Below are 17,735 nucleotides of genomic sequence, written 5' to 3' on the forward strand. Positions count from 1 at the left end.
AATAGGAAGAGGAAACAAACACTCACAAATTAAAACAAGTGTTGTTTCCTCACCAATAACTATTATGAAAAATTACATCGCCTGATGATCGTGCATCATCGGTGTTTCTGATTTTTGATATTGAAATACAGGAACATTCACAGGAATTAATGTATTGTTATTTTCTATCACACGATAATGCTGATCCAGGGCAACATTTTTAAATGTTTGTGTGGTACCGCTTGTTGGCCAGGTGATAGTAATTTCTTTAATCTGAGTTGCTTTGCCCAAACCTATTTCCATACGCAAATCATTTGCTCCAAAACTTGCTCCGTTAGAAACTGTTTCATAAATATTTCTATCTGCACCATTTTCTAACACTGTAATTTTTATTCTTGCGCCAATTGCTGCACGATTAGTAATTGTTCCTTGCAAGTCTAAACTCACAAAATGATTATTGTAATTTGCGGGATTAGAGAACAAACAATCTCTGAAACCATCCGCTTCATAAGAGCCACCCATTTGCGCAAAAATTTCAGGATATCCATCTCCATTTAAATCTGCAAAACTGATTGCATGTCCTTTTTGTAAATGACCCATACCGGCAGAAGTAGTTACATCTTGCAAATATTTTCCACCATCATTTCTTAATAAACGATTGGGAATTAAACTGCGCAATGAGGGCTTGCCTGTTCCTAAATAAAAATCAATATAACCATCCATATCAAGATCGCCATAGTTGCAACCCATTACTAAAAATGTTTTATTCAGTCCTGCTTCCAATGCAATATCTTTAAAAGTGCCATCACCATTGTTAATATAAAGGGCAGGAATATCGCTTTGAATAGGTACTCCTAAATATTCAGCAGGAATATCTCTATCACTTTGATTTGCAGAATAACTAAAATTGATAATATCTAACAACCCATCATTATTAAAATCTAAAAATGCACATGGAAAACTTTTTTTAGGACCTGTTATACCAGCTTCTTTTGATACATTTTTAAACTGCATTTTCATGCTGCCTTTCTCTGTAATATTCTGAAATAAAATATTTTCTTCACCATTTATAGACACATATAAATCCGGATCTCCATCATTATCATAATCACCGGAAGTAACACCTTTTATAAATGCTACTACATCCACTCCTGATTCTTTAGCAATATTTTTAAAAGTGCCATGATCATTAATATATAATTCCGAAGGATTATTTATTCCTTTGTTTCTGAATGATTCATTGCCAATAAATAAATCCACCCAACCATCATTATTAAAGTCGCTCCATGTGGCAGCCTGAGTAGGGTTATAACTAATTAAACCCACTTTTGCGGTTACATCTGTAAATGTATTGTCTCCATTATTTTTTAGTAATGAATTTGGTACAACGCCTTTTTCTGCTAACCATGCACCACGAGTAATAAATACATCTAAAAATCCATCATTGTTATAATCTGTTTGAACGATATACAAACCACCGGGGTAGTTTTTAAGTCCTGCCGACTCAGTTAGATTAGTAAATGTGCCATCGCCATTATTAATAATATAGTTGCATTGTTCATTCAATCCCCATCCGCAAGTAAACATGTCAATAAATCCATCATTATTAAAATCATCCATAATAACTCCACCACACATATCATTAAAATCTACTCCTAAATCCGCAGCTATATTTTCAAACTTGCCCATGTCGTATTCCGAAGCAAAAGCAGACGGCGGAATAAGAAATTCTGCCGGCACACCATCGGGATAAGTACCTGCCGCCATACATGCAATATTCAGCATATAAGTATTGGTAAGGTCCTGGGGTTCTTCATGTAATATTTGTAAATAGATTTCAATTGCTTTTTCTACGCCGGTGAGATTTGTATGTACAGCCGCTTTTGAAAAAGGCATGATGCAGGATTCTGCATTATGATTTGAAATACAATTTTGAATTTCACCATAGCGCATATAAGTAATTGCTTTTGCTGCCAACCATTTTTTGCGCTGCGATTTTTCAAATTCGTTGATATCTGTTTTGGATTCATATTCGTTGATAAAGCGAATTGCCTCATCTATTTTACCGGAGTTTACTAACTGCGAACACAAGTTAAAATAGTGATCAAACTTTTTATCCGGATCAGCGGGGACAGGTGAATTTAAATAATAGTTAGCCATAGCAATATTGGCAAAACGATTATTTGGAACAAAAACTTTTGAATATACTATATGCAGATAATCTGCAATTTCTGCATTGCTTTTTGCATCCATCGGAAAAGGTATCACTTCTGTTTTAATAATAGTATCAGAATCTTTAGACTGGGCTAAGTATTCTTTAATGTTTTTTCTCTGAGTAAATGCCAGTGTTGCTAATATTGCTACTCCAGCAATGATTGCGATTAATTTTTTATTCATGATTTTATTTAAAAGCGTGTTTATGTTTCTGAATTACAAAGTTGAGCAATGGTTTCCGTAGCAACCGTTAATTACATTTAAAAAAATGCTATTTATAATTTTATATTCTTAAATTATTTTTAAATGGATGATTAAGTATATAGTAAGCCTGTAATTCAATAAAAAGTCGGATCCCTTAACTCTGTTACAAATTCCCTAAATATGTCTGTGCGTGTAGCGCAACGCAAGCGGTGTTTCTTGCATTTAATAAGTAATTACTTAACAACAAAAACCAAAAATGAGAAAAGCAGCACTTGCATTAATAATGATTCTTCTAATAGGTATGGCTTCAAAAGCGGAGCCTTTACTGAAAGCTGAGAAATGTGAATATAATTATACGAGTACTGCCATAGTTTTGGCTGCCGGATATTCCGCAGTTATAAAGCCTACGGTTATTTTCAAGACACCTGAAGCACTGTAGTTGGAATACAAATTAGAATATGCTATTACCGGATTATTCCATGAAAGGAGTTTATCCATCAATGAAGAGGACTAAATTTAAATGCAATCCCTAACCAATTGTAAATAGAAGTACCTTAAACTTTGCTCCATAGAATTTTTCTTTTCATACATACACCAAAAAAAACCACTCGCTGCTGAGTGGTTTTTTTTTGTGAATGGTGAGTGGTGAATGAAAAAATCAGTAATGAGTAATCAGTTTCTTTTCATTGTCCATTGTCAACTATCAACTGTCAATTTTATTAAGTCCATAGTCTAAGTTTTTTTTCATTGTCAATTGTCAATTGTCAACTGTCAATTGTTTTGACCCATTACTCATTATGAAAAATCTTCGTATTCCCTTTATTACTCAGTTGTAAATAAATACCCGTAGGTGCATTTTCCAATGATTCAATTTGCTGTCCGGTAAGTGTATAATATCCGTAAATAATGTAAGCTTCATTACCCAAATTATTTACAACACGAATAGGACTGTATTCATAATTGCCATTAAAATCAATTTGCTTTAAACGATAATACAACACCATTCCCGGTGCATCCTTATCCGTAAAATCATAATGGTTTACAGTACTTGTAGAACCTGCGCCATCTACCTGACCAATGGCATTCCATATACTGCCATCCATACTGCGCTCGATACTGAAATAATCGTTGTTTACTTCCGATGCTGTAATCCAGTTTAATACCACATCAGTATTAATTAATTCAGCAGTAAATTCTGTGAGAACGATGGGGAGAATATACGATGCTGAACGACCTATTGCGAAATATGAAAAGCCGGATACATTGGTATTTTGTAAGTGTAATGGATTTGGAGTTAAGGTGTATTGATAACCTGAAGTTCCAATATCCGAATCTCCCCAAATATCTATAGCATCACCTGCCTGAGCCCAACCAGTTGGGCCAGTTGTACTGTTTTTAAAAATAGTATGTTGTTGTGCATATACAGCCAGATTACCTGCTCCACTTGCTGTTAAATCTATCTGATAATTATTAGGAGCGCCAGTGCTAGTTATTTCCCAATAACCATTATTTAAAAATTCTGTAATCGGCGTTGGAACATCCGGCTCATCACTTAACCCAGCATAAGCTAAAGAAGTTAATCCTGTAGGATTACTTAATGTTGCAGCAATAAATCTTGTACTTAATTGATCTGTTCCCGAAACACCAGACCATGTAATTTTAGCAGGATCATAATTTGTTGAAGTACCAACAGGAAAATCATAAGCATTTGGACCAGTAACTGCACGGCGCACATAACCTGCTCCATCGGTTACAAAATATTTAGAACTGTTATAACCTGCTATTGCACCAACTGCATTACTTGCAAGAGTTATACTATTTGCACCCATAGTTAATTTACCACTTGTAAAAGTGAGTACATTATTAATAGTAGGCGAACCACTTAATGAAAAACCGCTGGCATTATTTAATTCTAAATTACCGAGAGTAGCTCCGCTGATAGTTGCGCTTGCTCCGGTCATTGATATTTTGCCACTTGAATTTGTTTGAGTAGCTGTTCCTAAGATACTTCCGGCTAGATTGATTGTATAAATTAAAGCATCTAAAGTGCCTGCATATAAATCTAAATTTCCATTAACCGTAATAGCACCTGCTAAAGTTTTTGTACCCGCCGCACCTATTCTTAAGTTTTGATATGCAGCAGTTGTAACACTTTGTGTACTTCCTCTGTAACCGATTGTGGAATTTGGTTCTAAAACAATGGTAGGCGAGGGAGAATTATTTATTGCAGTATTTGTAGCTCCAGAAAAACCATTTGTATTTTTAAAAGCAAACACAGCTCCATCCTTAACAGTAAAAGTACCACCCGATTGGAAGGGAAGACCGTCTGTTGTGCCGGTGATATTTACATTTGTTCCACTTATAATTACATTATAATATGAAATAGATGCAACACGAGGATTGAGATCACCTATACCGCTGAACTCAATTGTAGTTCCTCCTCCTAATGAATATGCTCCTTCGGGACTTGGTTTTAGGCCTGCATTTCCAGTAATTAATTTTGACGTTTCTGTCATTGTAAGATTTGTTCCGGTTCCTCCCATTGATGCATTAGATACATCTAATATTACCGTACCAGCAATAATCAAAGTTCCTGTGATAGAACTTGGTGCTGAGGTAACTCCCTTAGTTCCAGAATTTGAAAAAGTAAGATTGCGGTACGCTCTTGCTCCACGTAATGTTTGTGAACCTGCGCCATTTAATTCAATAGTCCCTCCGGATATTGTATAATTACTTGGAATTTCCGGCAGGATTGTACTAAGTTTTGCAATTTGCAATGTACCTCCAGACATAATTAAAGCTGCTGACCCCGAGCCTGATAGTGAATTATTGCCGGCATCTAAAATACCGTTAGAAATATTTAACGCTGAGCCTGCACCCAGAATATTTACATTTGATTGAAGGGTTGTAGTTCCTGTTCCTGACTTTTGTAAGATATAAAAATCCTCACCATCCGTGGTGTTAATAGTTTGTGAACCTGAGCCATTTAAATTGACAGTACAAGCTGTATTGGAAAATCCAGTCGCATTATAATTTATCCAATTTCCTGCAAGATTTACAGTATAGGTAGCGCCTGAAAAAATAGACGAGCTTGTAATTGAAAGATTGCCATTAACACTTATCGAACCTGTTAGAGTTTTCGTACCTGAGGATCCACTAAAGGTTAAATTATAATAGGTAAATACTGGTACATTTTGATTCCCATTTCTGCTAAATTCAATTGTAGAACCTGTAACTGTATGGCCAGTTGCTGTACCGGGAATGAAGCAGTCTGTTGCACCTGCAATATATATTATACCAGTGTTTGATAATACTTTATTGAAATTGTTAAATTGGAGATCACCGTAAGTTCCAGGCATTACATTTTGACCATCAGATGATTGATTATAAATTATCTTTCCATTTGCAGCTGATGATAATGTTCCTCCTGTATAAGTTACCGTTCCATTTATTGTTAATGTTTTGCTTGCATCAATTAAAATTGATCCTCCCGAGGAAATGGTCAAATCATTAATTATTAAATCGTCGCTAACTCGAAGGATGCCTGTTCCACTGATTGTAACGTTATTAATGGATTCTAATTTATCACAATAAAATGTTCCTGCGGAAATATTAAAATTTGCCGAATTCGAAATTATATTATTTGTTGCAATTCTAAAATCACCTCCGTTCAAGATAAAGTTGGTAGATGACATCGTTACTGAAGTAGATAATTCACCTCCAGATATAGTCGTTGAACCTGAATAACTTTGAGTACCGTAAAGCGATAAGATTCCTGTTCCTTGTTTAGTAATTCCTCCTGTACCGGTTATACTATTTTGAAATCGTGTGCCTGTCCAGCCTCCAGAAATAGTAAGATTACCTGAGCCTAGCGAAACTGTACCTCCATTACCAGTGCCCGTTTCAGATACAGAAGCTACAGTTGAATTAATATTATTAAGTGATAAAGTTGCACCAGAGCTAACATAAACCGATGAGGCACTTCCGAATGTTCCACTACCTGTTAATTGAAGTGTTCCGGCGGTTACTCTTGTTTCTCCTGAATAAGTATTTGCAGCATTAAAAATTGATGTACCGCTTCCTTCTTTGGTGAAATTTAAAGTGGAACTTACACCGTTAGAAATTATTCCATTGAAAGTTATTGTACTACTGCCTAATGTTACTAATGTACGTGTACCACCCGAGGCACGAATGTTTCCTCCAAAAATGATTCCTCCACTATTTGCATTTAGCTCCAAACGATTTGCTCCATTTGAATTACCATTTGCGAAAGGAAAGTTTATTGTGTGTGTTGTACCAGAATTATTATAAATGGCTGGAACATTACTTGAATAATCATAAAATATATTTTCGGTGGTACCGGTAATAGTTCTTGCATTACTTGCTCCAATGATAAAATTTATTCGATATCTGTTTGACGCACTTCCAGAAAGATTATTAATCATTGAAGTCTGATTATTATTATCGAATTGCAAAATTTCGCTTCCTGTTGGAGTTGTTGTTGCAAAGCCATTCCACCAATTATTTTCATTCCAATTCCCATTGGGTGCATTACCATCCCAATATAATATAGTTTGGCTAAAAACATTGGCGCATATAAACGCCAAAGAAATAAGGGTTATTAGTTTTTTCATAATGGATATTTTTAGGGTTATCCCGGCTCACGACTTCCGAAGATTCTATAAAAGTAATAAAACCTCTTGCTTTTTTAAAAATTTAATTGACATAAAAGCGAGTTTCATATTAAGAATTTTTGTAATTAAATATTTCTAAAACATTGAATTACAGAGATGTTTCTAATCATTAAAACATTTCTTATAAAGCTTTGTTTTTTTTTAATATTCAGAAATCAAATAATAATTTTGAAAAGTGTTAAGTGGAAGTCGTGAGCCACTAAAACTTGAACCTAATTTTTTTTAAATAAATAAAACTGTTATGCGCAAAATATTATTATTTCTGCTGCCGCTTATCTGTGAAATAAGCTTTTCTCAAACTATTGTTATTGATGGTACTATGGATGATACTCAATGGGGTGCTGCCATTGCAACTTCAGCAGGTGGTCCTCCGGCTTCTTCCGGATTTGGAACAGACCATGTTATTAATGCAATTTATGTAGATGAGGATGCAGACTATTTATATTTTGGTATTGCTGGTAACGTACAGAATGGCAATAGAATTTTAATGTTTTTGGATACACAAGGAGGTGGATATGATGATGGAGATTTTGGAAGGGCTGGAGCACCCCAAGGTGTAGATGGTTTTAATCCAGGAAGCACTTTTGATCCTTATTTTAAACCGGATTATTGTTTGGTAATTGGTACTAATTCTTTTCACGATAATTTTTTCTGGGATTTGTATCCTTTAATAGGCTCGTTTGGCTCTGGTGGCGGACCAAATAATTATCTTGGTGATATTTATGATGCTGAATACGCCGCAAACCCTGATAATACAGATATAACAAAAGGATTTGAATTTAAAATATTGAAAACTGATTTAGGACTTTCTGCAACATTAGATGAACCCACTAATTTTCAGTTGTTTATTTGCTATATAGCCGATGATGGGACACTTTCTAATCAGTTTTTAACTCATGCTGATCCAGGTTCAACTACTTATGGAAGTGGAGTAGTGAATTTTGATGCAGACACCTATGCCAATGCCATTCTTATAGATACGAATATGGTTTATGTATTGCCAATAACACTTACCCAATTCGTTGCTGAAGTTTCGGGAAATGGAATTGCATTACACTGGCAAACAGCTACTGAATTAAATAATGATTATTTCGAAATTCAACACAGTGATGATGGCATGCAATGGAATAAAATAGCAACAGTTGAAGGTGCAGGAAATAGCAGTAAAATATTAGATTATTATTTCACTGATTATAATCCTGCATTGGGAATAAATTATTATCGTTTGAAGCAAGTGGATTTTAATGGCGATTATGCTTTTAGTAAAATTAAATCTGCAGTATATAATTCAAATACAAATGCTATTCTTTTTCCAAATCCTGTGGGAGAATATTTAGAATTAAATTCTGCTGCTGAGTTAATTCAAATATTTAATGTGTCGGGAAAAATGGTTTTACAATCAAGCGGAGAAAACGGAAAAGTAGATGTATCTGATTTAGCTAGCGGAACCTATTTTATAAAAATTATTTCCGGCGAAAATTATTCCTCTGCGATTTTTATTAAGCAGTAAATTTTTTGAAGAGGCTATTGGCTTTTAGCTTTTGGCTATTGGAAAAAAAACTCATCACCGATTTAATGACCATTAACCATTAACCATTAACCATTAACCATTGACAAAAAACAACTCATCACTAATTACTCATCACTGATTACTCAATACCCTATACCCGATACTCAATACCTTCCCCTTAACAAGTTTTAAACAATTCTTTTGTTTTAATTAAGAGTAGATGTAATAACCTTGTGCTAACAATCCTACTATGTACAAATCAAATCTGCTCGTCAGTATCCTGCTATCGTCAGGAATTGTATTTTCCCAAGATGCGGGATTTGATAAAAACAAAAAGGAGCTCACTGCTACCCGCATTGACAGCGATATAAAAATTGATGGCGATTTAAATGAAGAAGCATGGAGCAATGCAGAAATTGCAACCGACTTTATTCAGTTTCAATTTAAAAATAATTTGCCTTCTGCATATCGTACCGAAGTGAAAGTTTTATATGATAACACGGCGGTGTATTTCGGTGCTGTATTGTATGATCCTTCTCCAGATAGTATAATAGCTGAACTTGCACGACGTGATGAATTTGGCAATGGCGATTTTTTTGGAATTGTAATAGATACGTATGCGGATGGCTTAAATGGTTTTGAATTTATTATGATGGCAAGTGGTGTGCAGAATGATGCAAAAATGATTGATGGTGGTAATGAAGATTTTGCATGGGATGCAGTTTGGCAAAGTGAAACACATATTACTAATCAAGGTTGGGTTACAGAAATTCGAATTCCTTATTCGGCAATTCGTTTTCCTAAAAAAGATATTCAGGATTGGGGCATTCAGTTTTTTAGAGATGTAAAACATAATCGTGATAAAAGCTCATGGAGTTATGTGAATCCCGAAGAAAGTGGATGGCTGCAACAAGCAGGTGCATTGAAAGGTATTGAGAATATTGAGGCACCGGTGCGCTTGTCTGTTTCGCCCTATGTATCTGCGTATTATGATGTGTATAATGATAAACCCATTGATGTTACAAGCACAGGAACTTCATTAAACTATGGTGCCGATTTAAAATATGGAATCAGCGATGCATTTACCTTAGACATGACTTTGATTCCTGATTTTGGTCAGGTGCAAAGTGATAATCAAATATTAAATCTTACACCCTTTGAAGTTTACTATAATGAGAACCGTCAATTTTTTACCGAAGGTGTAGAACTGTTTACTAAAGGCGATATTTTTTATACACGCAGAATCGGTGGAAGGCCAATTGGTTTTAATGATGTATATAATAATTTAAATGAAGGCGATGAGGTGATTGCCAATCCACAAAATGCAAGATTGCTAAATGCATTTAAAATTTCAGGTCGCACAACAAACAACACCGGAATTGGAATTTTAAATGCGATTGAAACAGAAACCTATGCAACAATTCAAGATGCGGAAGGCAATACAGAAAAAGTATTGACGAGTCCACTTACCAATCGCAGTGTAATTGTTTTTGATCAATCATTAAAAAATAATTCGGATGTATATTTTTCAAATACAAATGTAATTCGCAATGGATCTTATTATGATGCGAATGTAAGTGCCGCAGGATTGGATTTGCGCAACGAAAAAAATTCAATTCGGTTGAGAGCAAATGGCGCATTAAGTCAAAAGTTTTTTAATGCTGATAGCACTGCTTTAGGAGAAGCGTTTTTTATTGAGCTCGGAAAAATTAGCGGCAACTTTAATTATGGTGCTAATGTGGATTATACAGGTGATACTTACGAACCCAATGATATGGGCTTTTCTCAAATAAACAATATAGTGAATTATAATGTGCATGCAGACTATAGTATCTACGAACCGTTTTGGATTTTTAATAATGCCGGTACGTATTATTCAGTGGATTATTCAAGAATAATTAATCCGGATGCATTTCAGAATTTTAGTTTTTATTTAGAAGGCTGGGGCACATTTAAAAATAATATGGAAGCAGGAATTTTCTATTATGCAGAGCCGATTACCACTTATGATTATTTTGAAGCTCGCAGTCCCGGTCGTTATTATACTTATCCAACAAATAATAATGTGGGGGGGTATTTTAGTTCTGATTATAGCAAAAAATTGGCGGTGAGTACTAATATGAATTATCGCTGGTTTGATGAAGAGGATAGAAATCGTTTCAATTTTAGTTTGTATCCTACCTATCGGATAAATGATAAAATGAATTTCTCAATTGGAGCTTACAGCGAAAACTGGAAAAATGATGTGGGTTGGGTAAATACAACAGCGGATAGTATTATTTTCGGAAGAAGAGATGTGAGAACAATTGAAGGATCACTATATGCATCTTACACACCAAATACAAAAATGTCGTTTAGTATAAATCTTCGTCAGTATTGGAGCTATGCAGCATATAATCAGTTTTATAATTTAGAGGAAGATGGTAGTCTTGGCAACACTACATACGATACCTATAATGATGATGGAACTACAGATGATGATATTAATTTCAATGCATTTAATATTGACTTTTCATATACATGGTATTTTGCTCCGGGCAGTGAATTAAGTGTTGTATGGAAAAATGCAATTTATCAGTTTGGTTCTGAAATAGCTCCCAACTATTTTGAAAATATGGATCTCGTTTTTGACTCACCACAGGATAATAATTTCTCGATTAAAATTTTATACTATTTAGATTATTTGTATTTGAAGAAAAAGAGTAATTAATGTTCAAATGTGCAAATGTGAGAATGAAATAATTAGTCGATTAGCTGATTTGCCGATTAGCAGATGGAAGTAATGTGCAAATAAAAAAAAGCTAAGGCTAATGGCGAAGGCGAAAGCAATGGTTAATGGTTAATGGTAAATGGTCAATAGTCAACAGTTCATTGTCTACTGTCAATTGTCAACTGTCAATTGATAACTATCTTTGCAAAAAATAAATATAATGAGAGAGATACGATTCAGAGATGCTTTACGTGAAGCGATGGTAGAAGAAATGCGGAAGGATGATCGAATATTCCTGATTGGCGAAGAAGTGGCTGAATATAATGGCGCATATAAAGTGAGTCAGGGTATGTTAGAAGAATTTGGTGAAAAACGTGTGATTGATACCCCAATATCTGAATTAGGTTTTGCGGGAATTAGTGTGGGTGCGGCTATGAATGGCTTGCGACCAATCGTTGAATTTATGACTTGGAATTTTGCATTATTAGCTATTGATCAGGTAGTGAATTCAGCAGCGAAAATGATGGCGATGAGTGCTGGGCAATTTCATAGCTCTATTGTATTTCGTGGACCTTCCGGTAGTGCCGGACAATTAGGTGCGCAACACAGTCAGGTATTTGAAAGCTGGTATGCGAATGTGCCCGGATTGAAAGTAATTTCTCCATCAAATCCTTACGATGCAAAAGGTTTATTGAAGTCGGCAATTGTAGATAATGATCCTATAATTTTTATGGAGAGTGAAATGATGTATTCTGAAATGGGTGAAGTGCCTGAAGAAGAATATTATATTCCGATAGGAAAAGCAGAAGTAAAGCGTCCGGGGAAAGATGTTACCATAGTTTCCTTTAATAAGATGATGAAAGTAGCACTTGCTGCAGCAGAAGAATTAGCGAAAGAAGGTGTGGAAGCAGAGGTAATTGATTTGCGTACTATTCGTCCTTTAGATATTGAAACTATTGTGAACTCAGTGAAAAAAACTAATCGCATTGTAGTAGTGGATGAGTCTTGGCCATATGGTTCTGTAGCTTCAGAAATTTCTTATCAATTACAAAAAGATGCATTCGATTATTTAGATGCACCCGTGCGTCGTGTAACCGGTGCTGATACAAGTATGCATTACGCACCAAATCTTGTAGAAGCATATTTACCAAATCCTATAAAAGTAATTCAGGTAGTGAAAGAGGTGATGTACGCTAAGAGTTAAAGTAATTGTTATCTGATTTTTTTATTAAAATCTGTAGCAATAAAATACAGCCACTTAAATTTATTAATCCAATACACATTTTAAATGTTTAATTTTTTCTCTTCACCAAAACCTGCGGTCAACGTAATTGATAAAATTTGGATTAGCAAAGAGAATAAATATGAAGCCTGTATGCAGATGGTTCAGATTCAACCTATGTATCAGTTAGTGGTGTGGTTTGAAAATACTCAACAAGAATTATTAGAATATATTTCAGCGCATGGTGGTGATCAAAAAGTATTTACCACTTCTCAAATAAATGAAATCACTGCAAAAAATCAAATCCCTGTTATTATAGAACATTATCCGCTTGAAGCAACAGAACAAATATTATTTTCTCAAAATGGATTGCAGGATGTGTATGTTTTTTCTTCAATGGATGAACCGCTATTTATGCAATTTGGTGGTGAAAATATAATACGATTAATGTCGCACTTAGGAATTCAGCCGCATGAAGAAATTTCGCATCCTTCAATTACCCGATCCATTTCAAATGCACAAAAGAAAATTGCAAAAAAAGTCTCTCTCGAAAAAAAAGCAAAGTCTCAGCAAGAATGGTTTGATTTGAATTTTAAGGAATAAATAAAAAAGTAATAGTTCCGGTTGTCAGTCAAGTAAGCTCAATTTATTAGTTTATCTGTGCAGATGATTTAAAATCTATTATTCGGAGAATCCGCAGCCTTGGCAAGGATGATAATGAAGAAATAAAAAAAATATATTCAGCCACGAACCTGTCTGCCGTTGGGCAAGTCCACGAAAAATAAATACGAACGCACGAGATAAAAAAGAGCCTTAGGCTCGATACATTTTATTTATACGGAGAAATGTGTAATTCTCACAAATTTTTTTTCCCCTTTCAAAAGAATTATAGCTTTTCAAAATGAGATTGAAAAGAGAAGATTTCAGAAAGAATTACTCGATGATAATTCCGGAATTTAAAATTCTATTTATTCCAGAAAAATTTTTATTTTATTAAAATTAGGGGGAGATAAAATTTTTATTTTGGAGAAAGAAAAAGTTCTAGTAAAAAAGAACCCCGCCCGTGTTTCTTAACCGTGGCGGGGTCAACCTGAAAACCCAATTACCCTAAAAACTTGATTCTATAAGCTTAACCCATAATTATATATTTTGTTCGGATAAGCTGGATAAATTCCTTCAATTATTATACTTTTTCCTGTTTTGTCCTTCAACGCCTTCACCAACTCATTATTATCTTTTATTGAAACACCATCTATACCAGTAATAATAAAACCCGAACGAATGCGTGTTTGCTGAGAAATAAATCCATTTTTTATTCCCGTAACTCTTACACCACCGGACAGTTGATAATAGCTTGCTTCTTTAGAAGAAATTTCTTCGGTTTCAATTCCGAGATTATCAAAATTTACATTTGTTTCTTTTACAATAATATCTGTATTGCCTTCTTTATTTTTTAGAGTAACAATTACATTTTCTCTTTCTTTATTTCTCAACAGATCTACATTTACTTTATCACCGGGACCATATTTACTTATTTGTTCTTGTAATGCTGGGAACGAAGTAATTGGTGCAGTATTTATATGTGTAATAATATCACCTGCTTGAATACCCGCTTTATCGGCTCCTGAGTTTGGAAGAACACCAGAAACAAAAACACCACCGAGATCTTGTTTCGTAACATCCACTTCCACACCGATATACGCTCTTTGTACCATTCCGTAATTGCGAATATCACTCACTACTTTTTTTACAATATTTACAGGCACTGCAAAGGAATATCCTGCAAAAGTACCTGTAGGTGTTGCAATGGCAGTATTTATTCCAATTAATCTACCGTCAATACCAACTAATGCACCACCACTATTTCCCGGATTTACAGCAGCATCCGTTTGAATAAAAGATTCAACAGGAGCAGACGTATTTTCACCTAATATATTTATGTTTCTTCCTTTTGCACTCACAATACCTGCCGTAACAGTAGAAGCAAGATCAAAAGGATTTCCAACAGCGAGCACCCATTCGCCTACACGCAAAGAATCAGAATTACCATATTGAATAGTAGGTAAATCTTTTTCAGCAATTTTTAAAAGTGCAATATCTGTTGAAGGATCAGATCCTATTAATTCTGCAGAAAGTGTGCGGTTATCATATAACACTACTTGAATATCATCTGCATTTTTTACCACATGGAAATTCGTAACAATATATCCATCCGCATCCACAATTACTCCCGAACCACTTGCTTCCTGAGATCTTAAGGAGCCATCATCCCAAAAGAAATCATTTCCGAAAAATTGTTTCATCACATCATTGTTTGCATTTGTTGCATTGCGATTATAGGTTGTTTTCACATGTACAACAGCTGGTGTCGAAATTGCAGCCGCATAGGTAAAATCGACAGGCGCCATCCCACTTGGCGCAACAGGGAATGACATATTTGCAAACTGATAAGGATTCCCGGAATTTGAATTATTAGTAATTGGAATCTCTCCTCTAAAAGTATCGAGTGCGAAAAAGGTAGCAGCACTTACTAGAATGGCTACCAATGCAGTGGTGAAAAATTGTTTGGTATTCATGTTACTGTTTTAATTTTTTTTCAATTTCTTTTTCTAACAAATACAATGCACAAACGGTTGCATTTGTTTTGATGTATTTTCGCTTAACAAAATTTAACGGAATTTATTATTTGCTAAATTAATGAAGATTCATTTCTATAAATTTCATGGTACAGGAAATGATTTTGTTATCCTGGATAATCGCAATATGTTTTTTAAAAAAGACATGACTTCCCTATATCAATTTCTGTGTGATCGACATTTTGGAATTGGTGCAGATGGGGTTATGTTATTTCAGGAAAAAAATGAGTATGATTTTGAAATGGTGTATTTCAATGCTGATGGTAGAGAAAGTACAATGTGCGGTAATGGCGGAAGATGTCTAGTACAATTTGCAGAAATGATGATTGGTAAAAAATCTCAATACAAATTTTTGGCAATTGATGGAGAACATTTAGCAGAATCTGATGGTGAAAATATTCGATTAAAAATGTCGGATGTAAATTCGGCGTCCCGCTATCTTGCATATTATGAATTAAATACCGGCTCACCACATTATGTAGCATTTGTAGAAAAAGTGGAAGCAGTTCCGGTAAAAAAAGAAGGTGCAGAAATTCGTTATAGCGAAAAATATAAAACCGAAGGAATCAATGTGAATTTTGTGCAACGCAATAATGATGGAATAATAATGAGAACGTATGAAAGGGGAGTGGAAGATGAAACACTTTCTTGCGGAACAGGAGTTACTGCTGCTGCACTTATGTTGAGCAATGAAATACATTTAGAAAATGGTGTGCATATAATTGATGTAGAAACCAGAGGAGGAAACTTACAAGTAAAGTTTAATAAAATATCCGAAACAGAATTTACAGATATTTGGTTAATAGGCCCGGCAGTGTTTGTATTTGAAGGGCAAATAGAATTGCAATTATAACTACTTCAGCATATTCATAACCCAATGCACTCCTAATCCAAAAATGGGGGCCTTCTGATTTGTTAAATCAAATAAGTAAGAAACATTTAAATCAAAAGGTGAAGTGCCTAAATAAAGTCGCATCCCGGCATTAATAACCGGACCATGAATCACATAATTATTCCAGGCATTTTCATAACCATAACCACCGCCAAAATAAAATCCTAAATAATCATCGGTAGTGCGGGTAGCACATGCACCCGAATTAAAATTAATAGTTCCCGGAACATACAATAACGGATAATTCTCTTGCACATAAGTACCGGATTCAAATGCATAGCCAACACCAATGCGAGCATCAATGGATATTGTAGAACGACTTGTGAATTTATATAAATTTAAGCGTGGTGAATATTGAATATTGGGATAAGCAACCAATTCATTAAATGCTGCACCTACACCTATCTCATGAAGATATTGAATATCGAATTGAGCCTTCGCATGAAATTGCATGCTGATAAAAAATAATACGGGTAGTAATCGTTTCATTGCCTGTTCTTTCATCAAAAGTTTAATTAAATATCTGTCGCTGCAAAAATATCATTTAATTCGTTCTGTACATTTCAATATCTGTGAAGTGTAATCATTGCAATTTGTTATTGTGGCTGCTAATTTTAATAGTATATCTTTGCCCCGTTCCAAATTTTTAAACGTTACATGGCCAGTCATGATCAAATACTACATCAAAGAACAGAATAATATTGTAGAAATTGACAAGCCTGTAAAAGACTGTTGGATCAACGTTTACCCACCATTCGACCATAAAAGAATAGCTGCACTCAGCGAAAGTATTAATATCCCGATCGACTTCCTTTTAGACTCTATAGATATAAATGAGCGTTCACGTTTTGAAGTGGATGATAATGTGAAATTGATTGTGATTAATACACCTATTGAAAATGATTTGGAGAATTCCATTGATAACGATGCATTTTATATCACTATCCCTATTGGAATTATTCTTACTAAAGATCATAATATCATTATTTCCTCCGCACAAAATCGTGTGATTGACTGGTGCTTTTCTATAGCTATAAAACATTTGGATCCCAGAGATAAGGATATGATAATTCTAAAAATCTTTGAGAAAAATGTGTTTTATTTTATTCAATACCTGAATGAAATGAACAAGAAACGTTATCTCATTGAAAAGGAATTAATGGATAGTTCCAGAAATACAGAACTTGCCAAATTGCTCAATATCCAAAAGTCGCTTGTCTATTTTGTAACTGACCTTCGTGCCAACGAATTATTAATGATGAAACTTTCACGCACCAATTTATTAGGCATAAAAGAACACGAAGAAAAAAGCGATTATTTACAGGATATACTTATTGATTCCAGTCAGGCACTTGAAATGGCAAACATCTACACCAATATATTAAATGGAACGATGGACGCCTTTGGAAGTATCATTTCAAATAATCTGAATATGGTATTAAAGCGTTTGACATCAGTAACAATCATTTTAATGGTACCTACACTAATTGCAAGTTTTTACGGTATGAATCTGGAACCACTGCCGTTCGAAAATCAAAGTAATGCCTTCACTCTTATCATTATCGTGTCCATTGCAATATCTGCTTTACTCTATTATATTTTCCGCCGAATCCGTTGGTTTTAAAGACATTTCTTGTTGTTTAATAAATATTAACAAGCATTACCTATTGCATT

At 34.6% G+C, this 17,735-nt stretch carries 11 protein-coding genes; 7 read left to right on the top strand and 4 right to left on the bottom strand.

All coding sequences use genetic code 11. From position 1 onward, the window contains the following. Positions 1-72: 72 nt before the first annotated feature. Positions 73-2,376: a CRTAC1 family protein gene (locus IPN31_08105; GenBank protein ID MBK8681852.1), complete on the bottom strand. Its 2,304-nt coding sequence runs from the start codon at positions 2,374-2,376 to the stop codon at positions 73-75. Positions 2,377-2,653: 277 nt separating this feature from the next. On the opposite strand from IPN31_08105, the gene IPN31_08110 reads away from it, so the two are divergent. Next, positions 2,654-2,836, top strand: a complete 183-nt coding sequence (locus IPN31_08110; protein ID MBK8681853.1) for a hypothetical protein — start codon at positions 2,654-2,656, stop codon at positions 2,834-2,836. Between the two features lie 349 nt (positions 2,837-3,185). On the opposite strand, the gene IPN31_08115 is transcribed toward IPN31_08110, so the two are convergent. After that, entirely contained in the window at positions 3,186-7,031 is a 3,846-nt protein-coding gene (locus IPN31_08115; GenBank protein MBK8681854.1) for an autotransporter-associated beta strand repeat-containing protein, read from the bottom strand. Between the two features lie 301 nt (positions 7,032-7,332). On the opposite strand from IPN31_08115, the gene IPN31_08120 reads away from it, so the two are divergent. The 4 genes from IPN31_08120 (at position 7,333) to IPN31_08135 (ending at position 13,136) form a co-directional block, all read left to right on the top strand. Beyond that, entirely contained in the window at positions 7,333-8,601 is a 1,269-nt protein-coding gene (locus IPN31_08120; GenBank protein MBK8681855.1) for a T9SS type A sorting domain-containing protein, read from the top strand. Positions 8,602-8,851: 250 nt separating this feature from the next. Further along, complete coding sequence (locus IPN31_08125) at positions 8,852-11,311, top strand: carbohydrate binding family 9 domain-containing protein (GenBank protein ID MBK8681856.1); 2,460 nt, start codon at positions 8,852-8,854, stop codon at positions 11,309-11,311. A gap of 220 nt (positions 11,312-11,531) precedes the next feature. After that, a complete protein-coding gene (locus IPN31_08130) occupies positions 11,532-12,515 on the top strand; it encodes a pyruvate dehydrogenase complex E1 component subunit beta (GenBank protein ID MBK8681857.1) in 984 nt (327 codons plus the stop codon). Positions 12,516-12,599: 84 nt separating this feature from the next. Continuing rightward, complete coding sequence (locus IPN31_08135) at positions 12,600-13,136, top strand: hypothetical protein (GenBank protein ID MBK8681858.1); 537 nt, start codon at positions 12,600-12,602, stop codon at positions 13,134-13,136. A 518-nt stretch (positions 13,137-13,654) separates the two neighbouring features. Here IPN31_08135 and IPN31_08140 read toward each other — a convergent pair. After that, positions 13,655-15,109 carry a trypsin-like peptidase domain-containing protein gene (locus tag IPN31_08140; protein ID MBK8681859.1) on the bottom strand — a complete coding sequence of 485 codons (1,455 nt, stop codon included), beginning with the start codon at positions 15,107-15,109 and terminating at the stop codon, positions 13,655-13,657. Between the two features lie 121 nt (positions 15,110-15,230). Between IPN31_08140 and IPN31_08145 the strand changes: the two genes are divergently transcribed. Beyond that, positions 15,231-16,022 carry a diaminopimelate epimerase gene (locus tag IPN31_08145; GenBank protein MBK8681860.1) on the top strand — a complete coding sequence of 264 codons (792 nt, stop codon included), beginning with the start codon at positions 15,231-15,233 and terminating at the stop codon, positions 16,020-16,022. On the opposite strand, the gene IPN31_08150 is transcribed toward IPN31_08145, so the two are convergent. Beyond that, positions 16,023-16,565, bottom strand: coding sequence for a hypothetical protein (locus tag IPN31_08150; protein MBK8681861.1), 543 nt, complete (start codon positions 16,563-16,565; stop codon positions 16,023-16,025). A gap of 163 nt (positions 16,566-16,728) precedes the next feature. On the opposite strand from IPN31_08150, the gene IPN31_08155 reads away from it, so the two are divergent. After that, entirely contained in the window at positions 16,729-17,685 is a 957-nt protein-coding gene (locus IPN31_08155; GenBank protein MBK8681862.1) for a magnesium transporter CorA family protein, read from the top strand. Positions 17,686-17,735 lie beyond the last annotated feature (50 nt).

This window comes from Bacteroidota bacterium (assembly GCA_016715425.1).
In the GTDB taxonomy this organism is placed as follows: domain Bacteria; phylum Bacteroidota; class Bacteroidia; order Chitinophagales; family BACL12; genus JADKAC01.

Coding starts and splice junctions, on each gene's coding strand:
- IPN31_08110 (MBK8681853.1), top strand. CDS start 2,654: ATGAGAAAAGCAGCACTTGCATTAATAATGATTCTTCTAATAGGTATG.
- IPN31_08105 (MBK8681852.1), bottom strand. CDS start 2,376: ATGAATAAAAAATTAATCGCAATCATTGCTGGAGTAGCAATATTAGCA.
- IPN31_08135 (MBK8681858.1), top strand. CDS start 12,600: ATGTTTAATTTTTTCTCTTCACCAAAACCTGCGGTCAACGTAATTGAT.
- IPN31_08130 (MBK8681857.1), top strand. CDS start 11,532: ATGAGAGAGATACGATTCAGAGATGCTTTACGTGAAGCGATGGTAGAA.
- IPN31_08120 (MBK8681855.1), top strand. CDS start 7,333: ATGCGCAAAATATTATTATTTCTGCTGCCGCTTATCTGTGAAATAAGC.
- IPN31_08155 (MBK8681862.1), top strand. CDS start 16,729: ATGATCAAATACTACATCAAAGAACAGAATAATATTGTAGAAATTGAC.
- IPN31_08140 (MBK8681859.1), bottom strand. CDS start 15,109: ATGAATACCAAACAATTTTTCACCACTGCATTGGTAGCCATTCTAGTA.
- IPN31_08115 (MBK8681854.1), bottom strand. CDS start 7,031: ATGAAAAAACTAATAACCCTTATTTCTTTGGCGTTTATATGCGCCAAT.
- IPN31_08150 (MBK8681861.1), bottom strand. CDS start 16,565: ATGAAAGAACAGGCAATGAAACGATTACTACCCGTATTATTTTTTATC.
- IPN31_08145 (MBK8681860.1), top strand. CDS start 15,231: ATGAAGATTCATTTCTATAAATTTCATGGTACAGGAAATGATTTTGTT.
- IPN31_08125 (MBK8681856.1), top strand. CDS start 8,852: ATGTACAAATCAAATCTGCTCGTCAGTATCCTGCTATCGTCAGGAATT.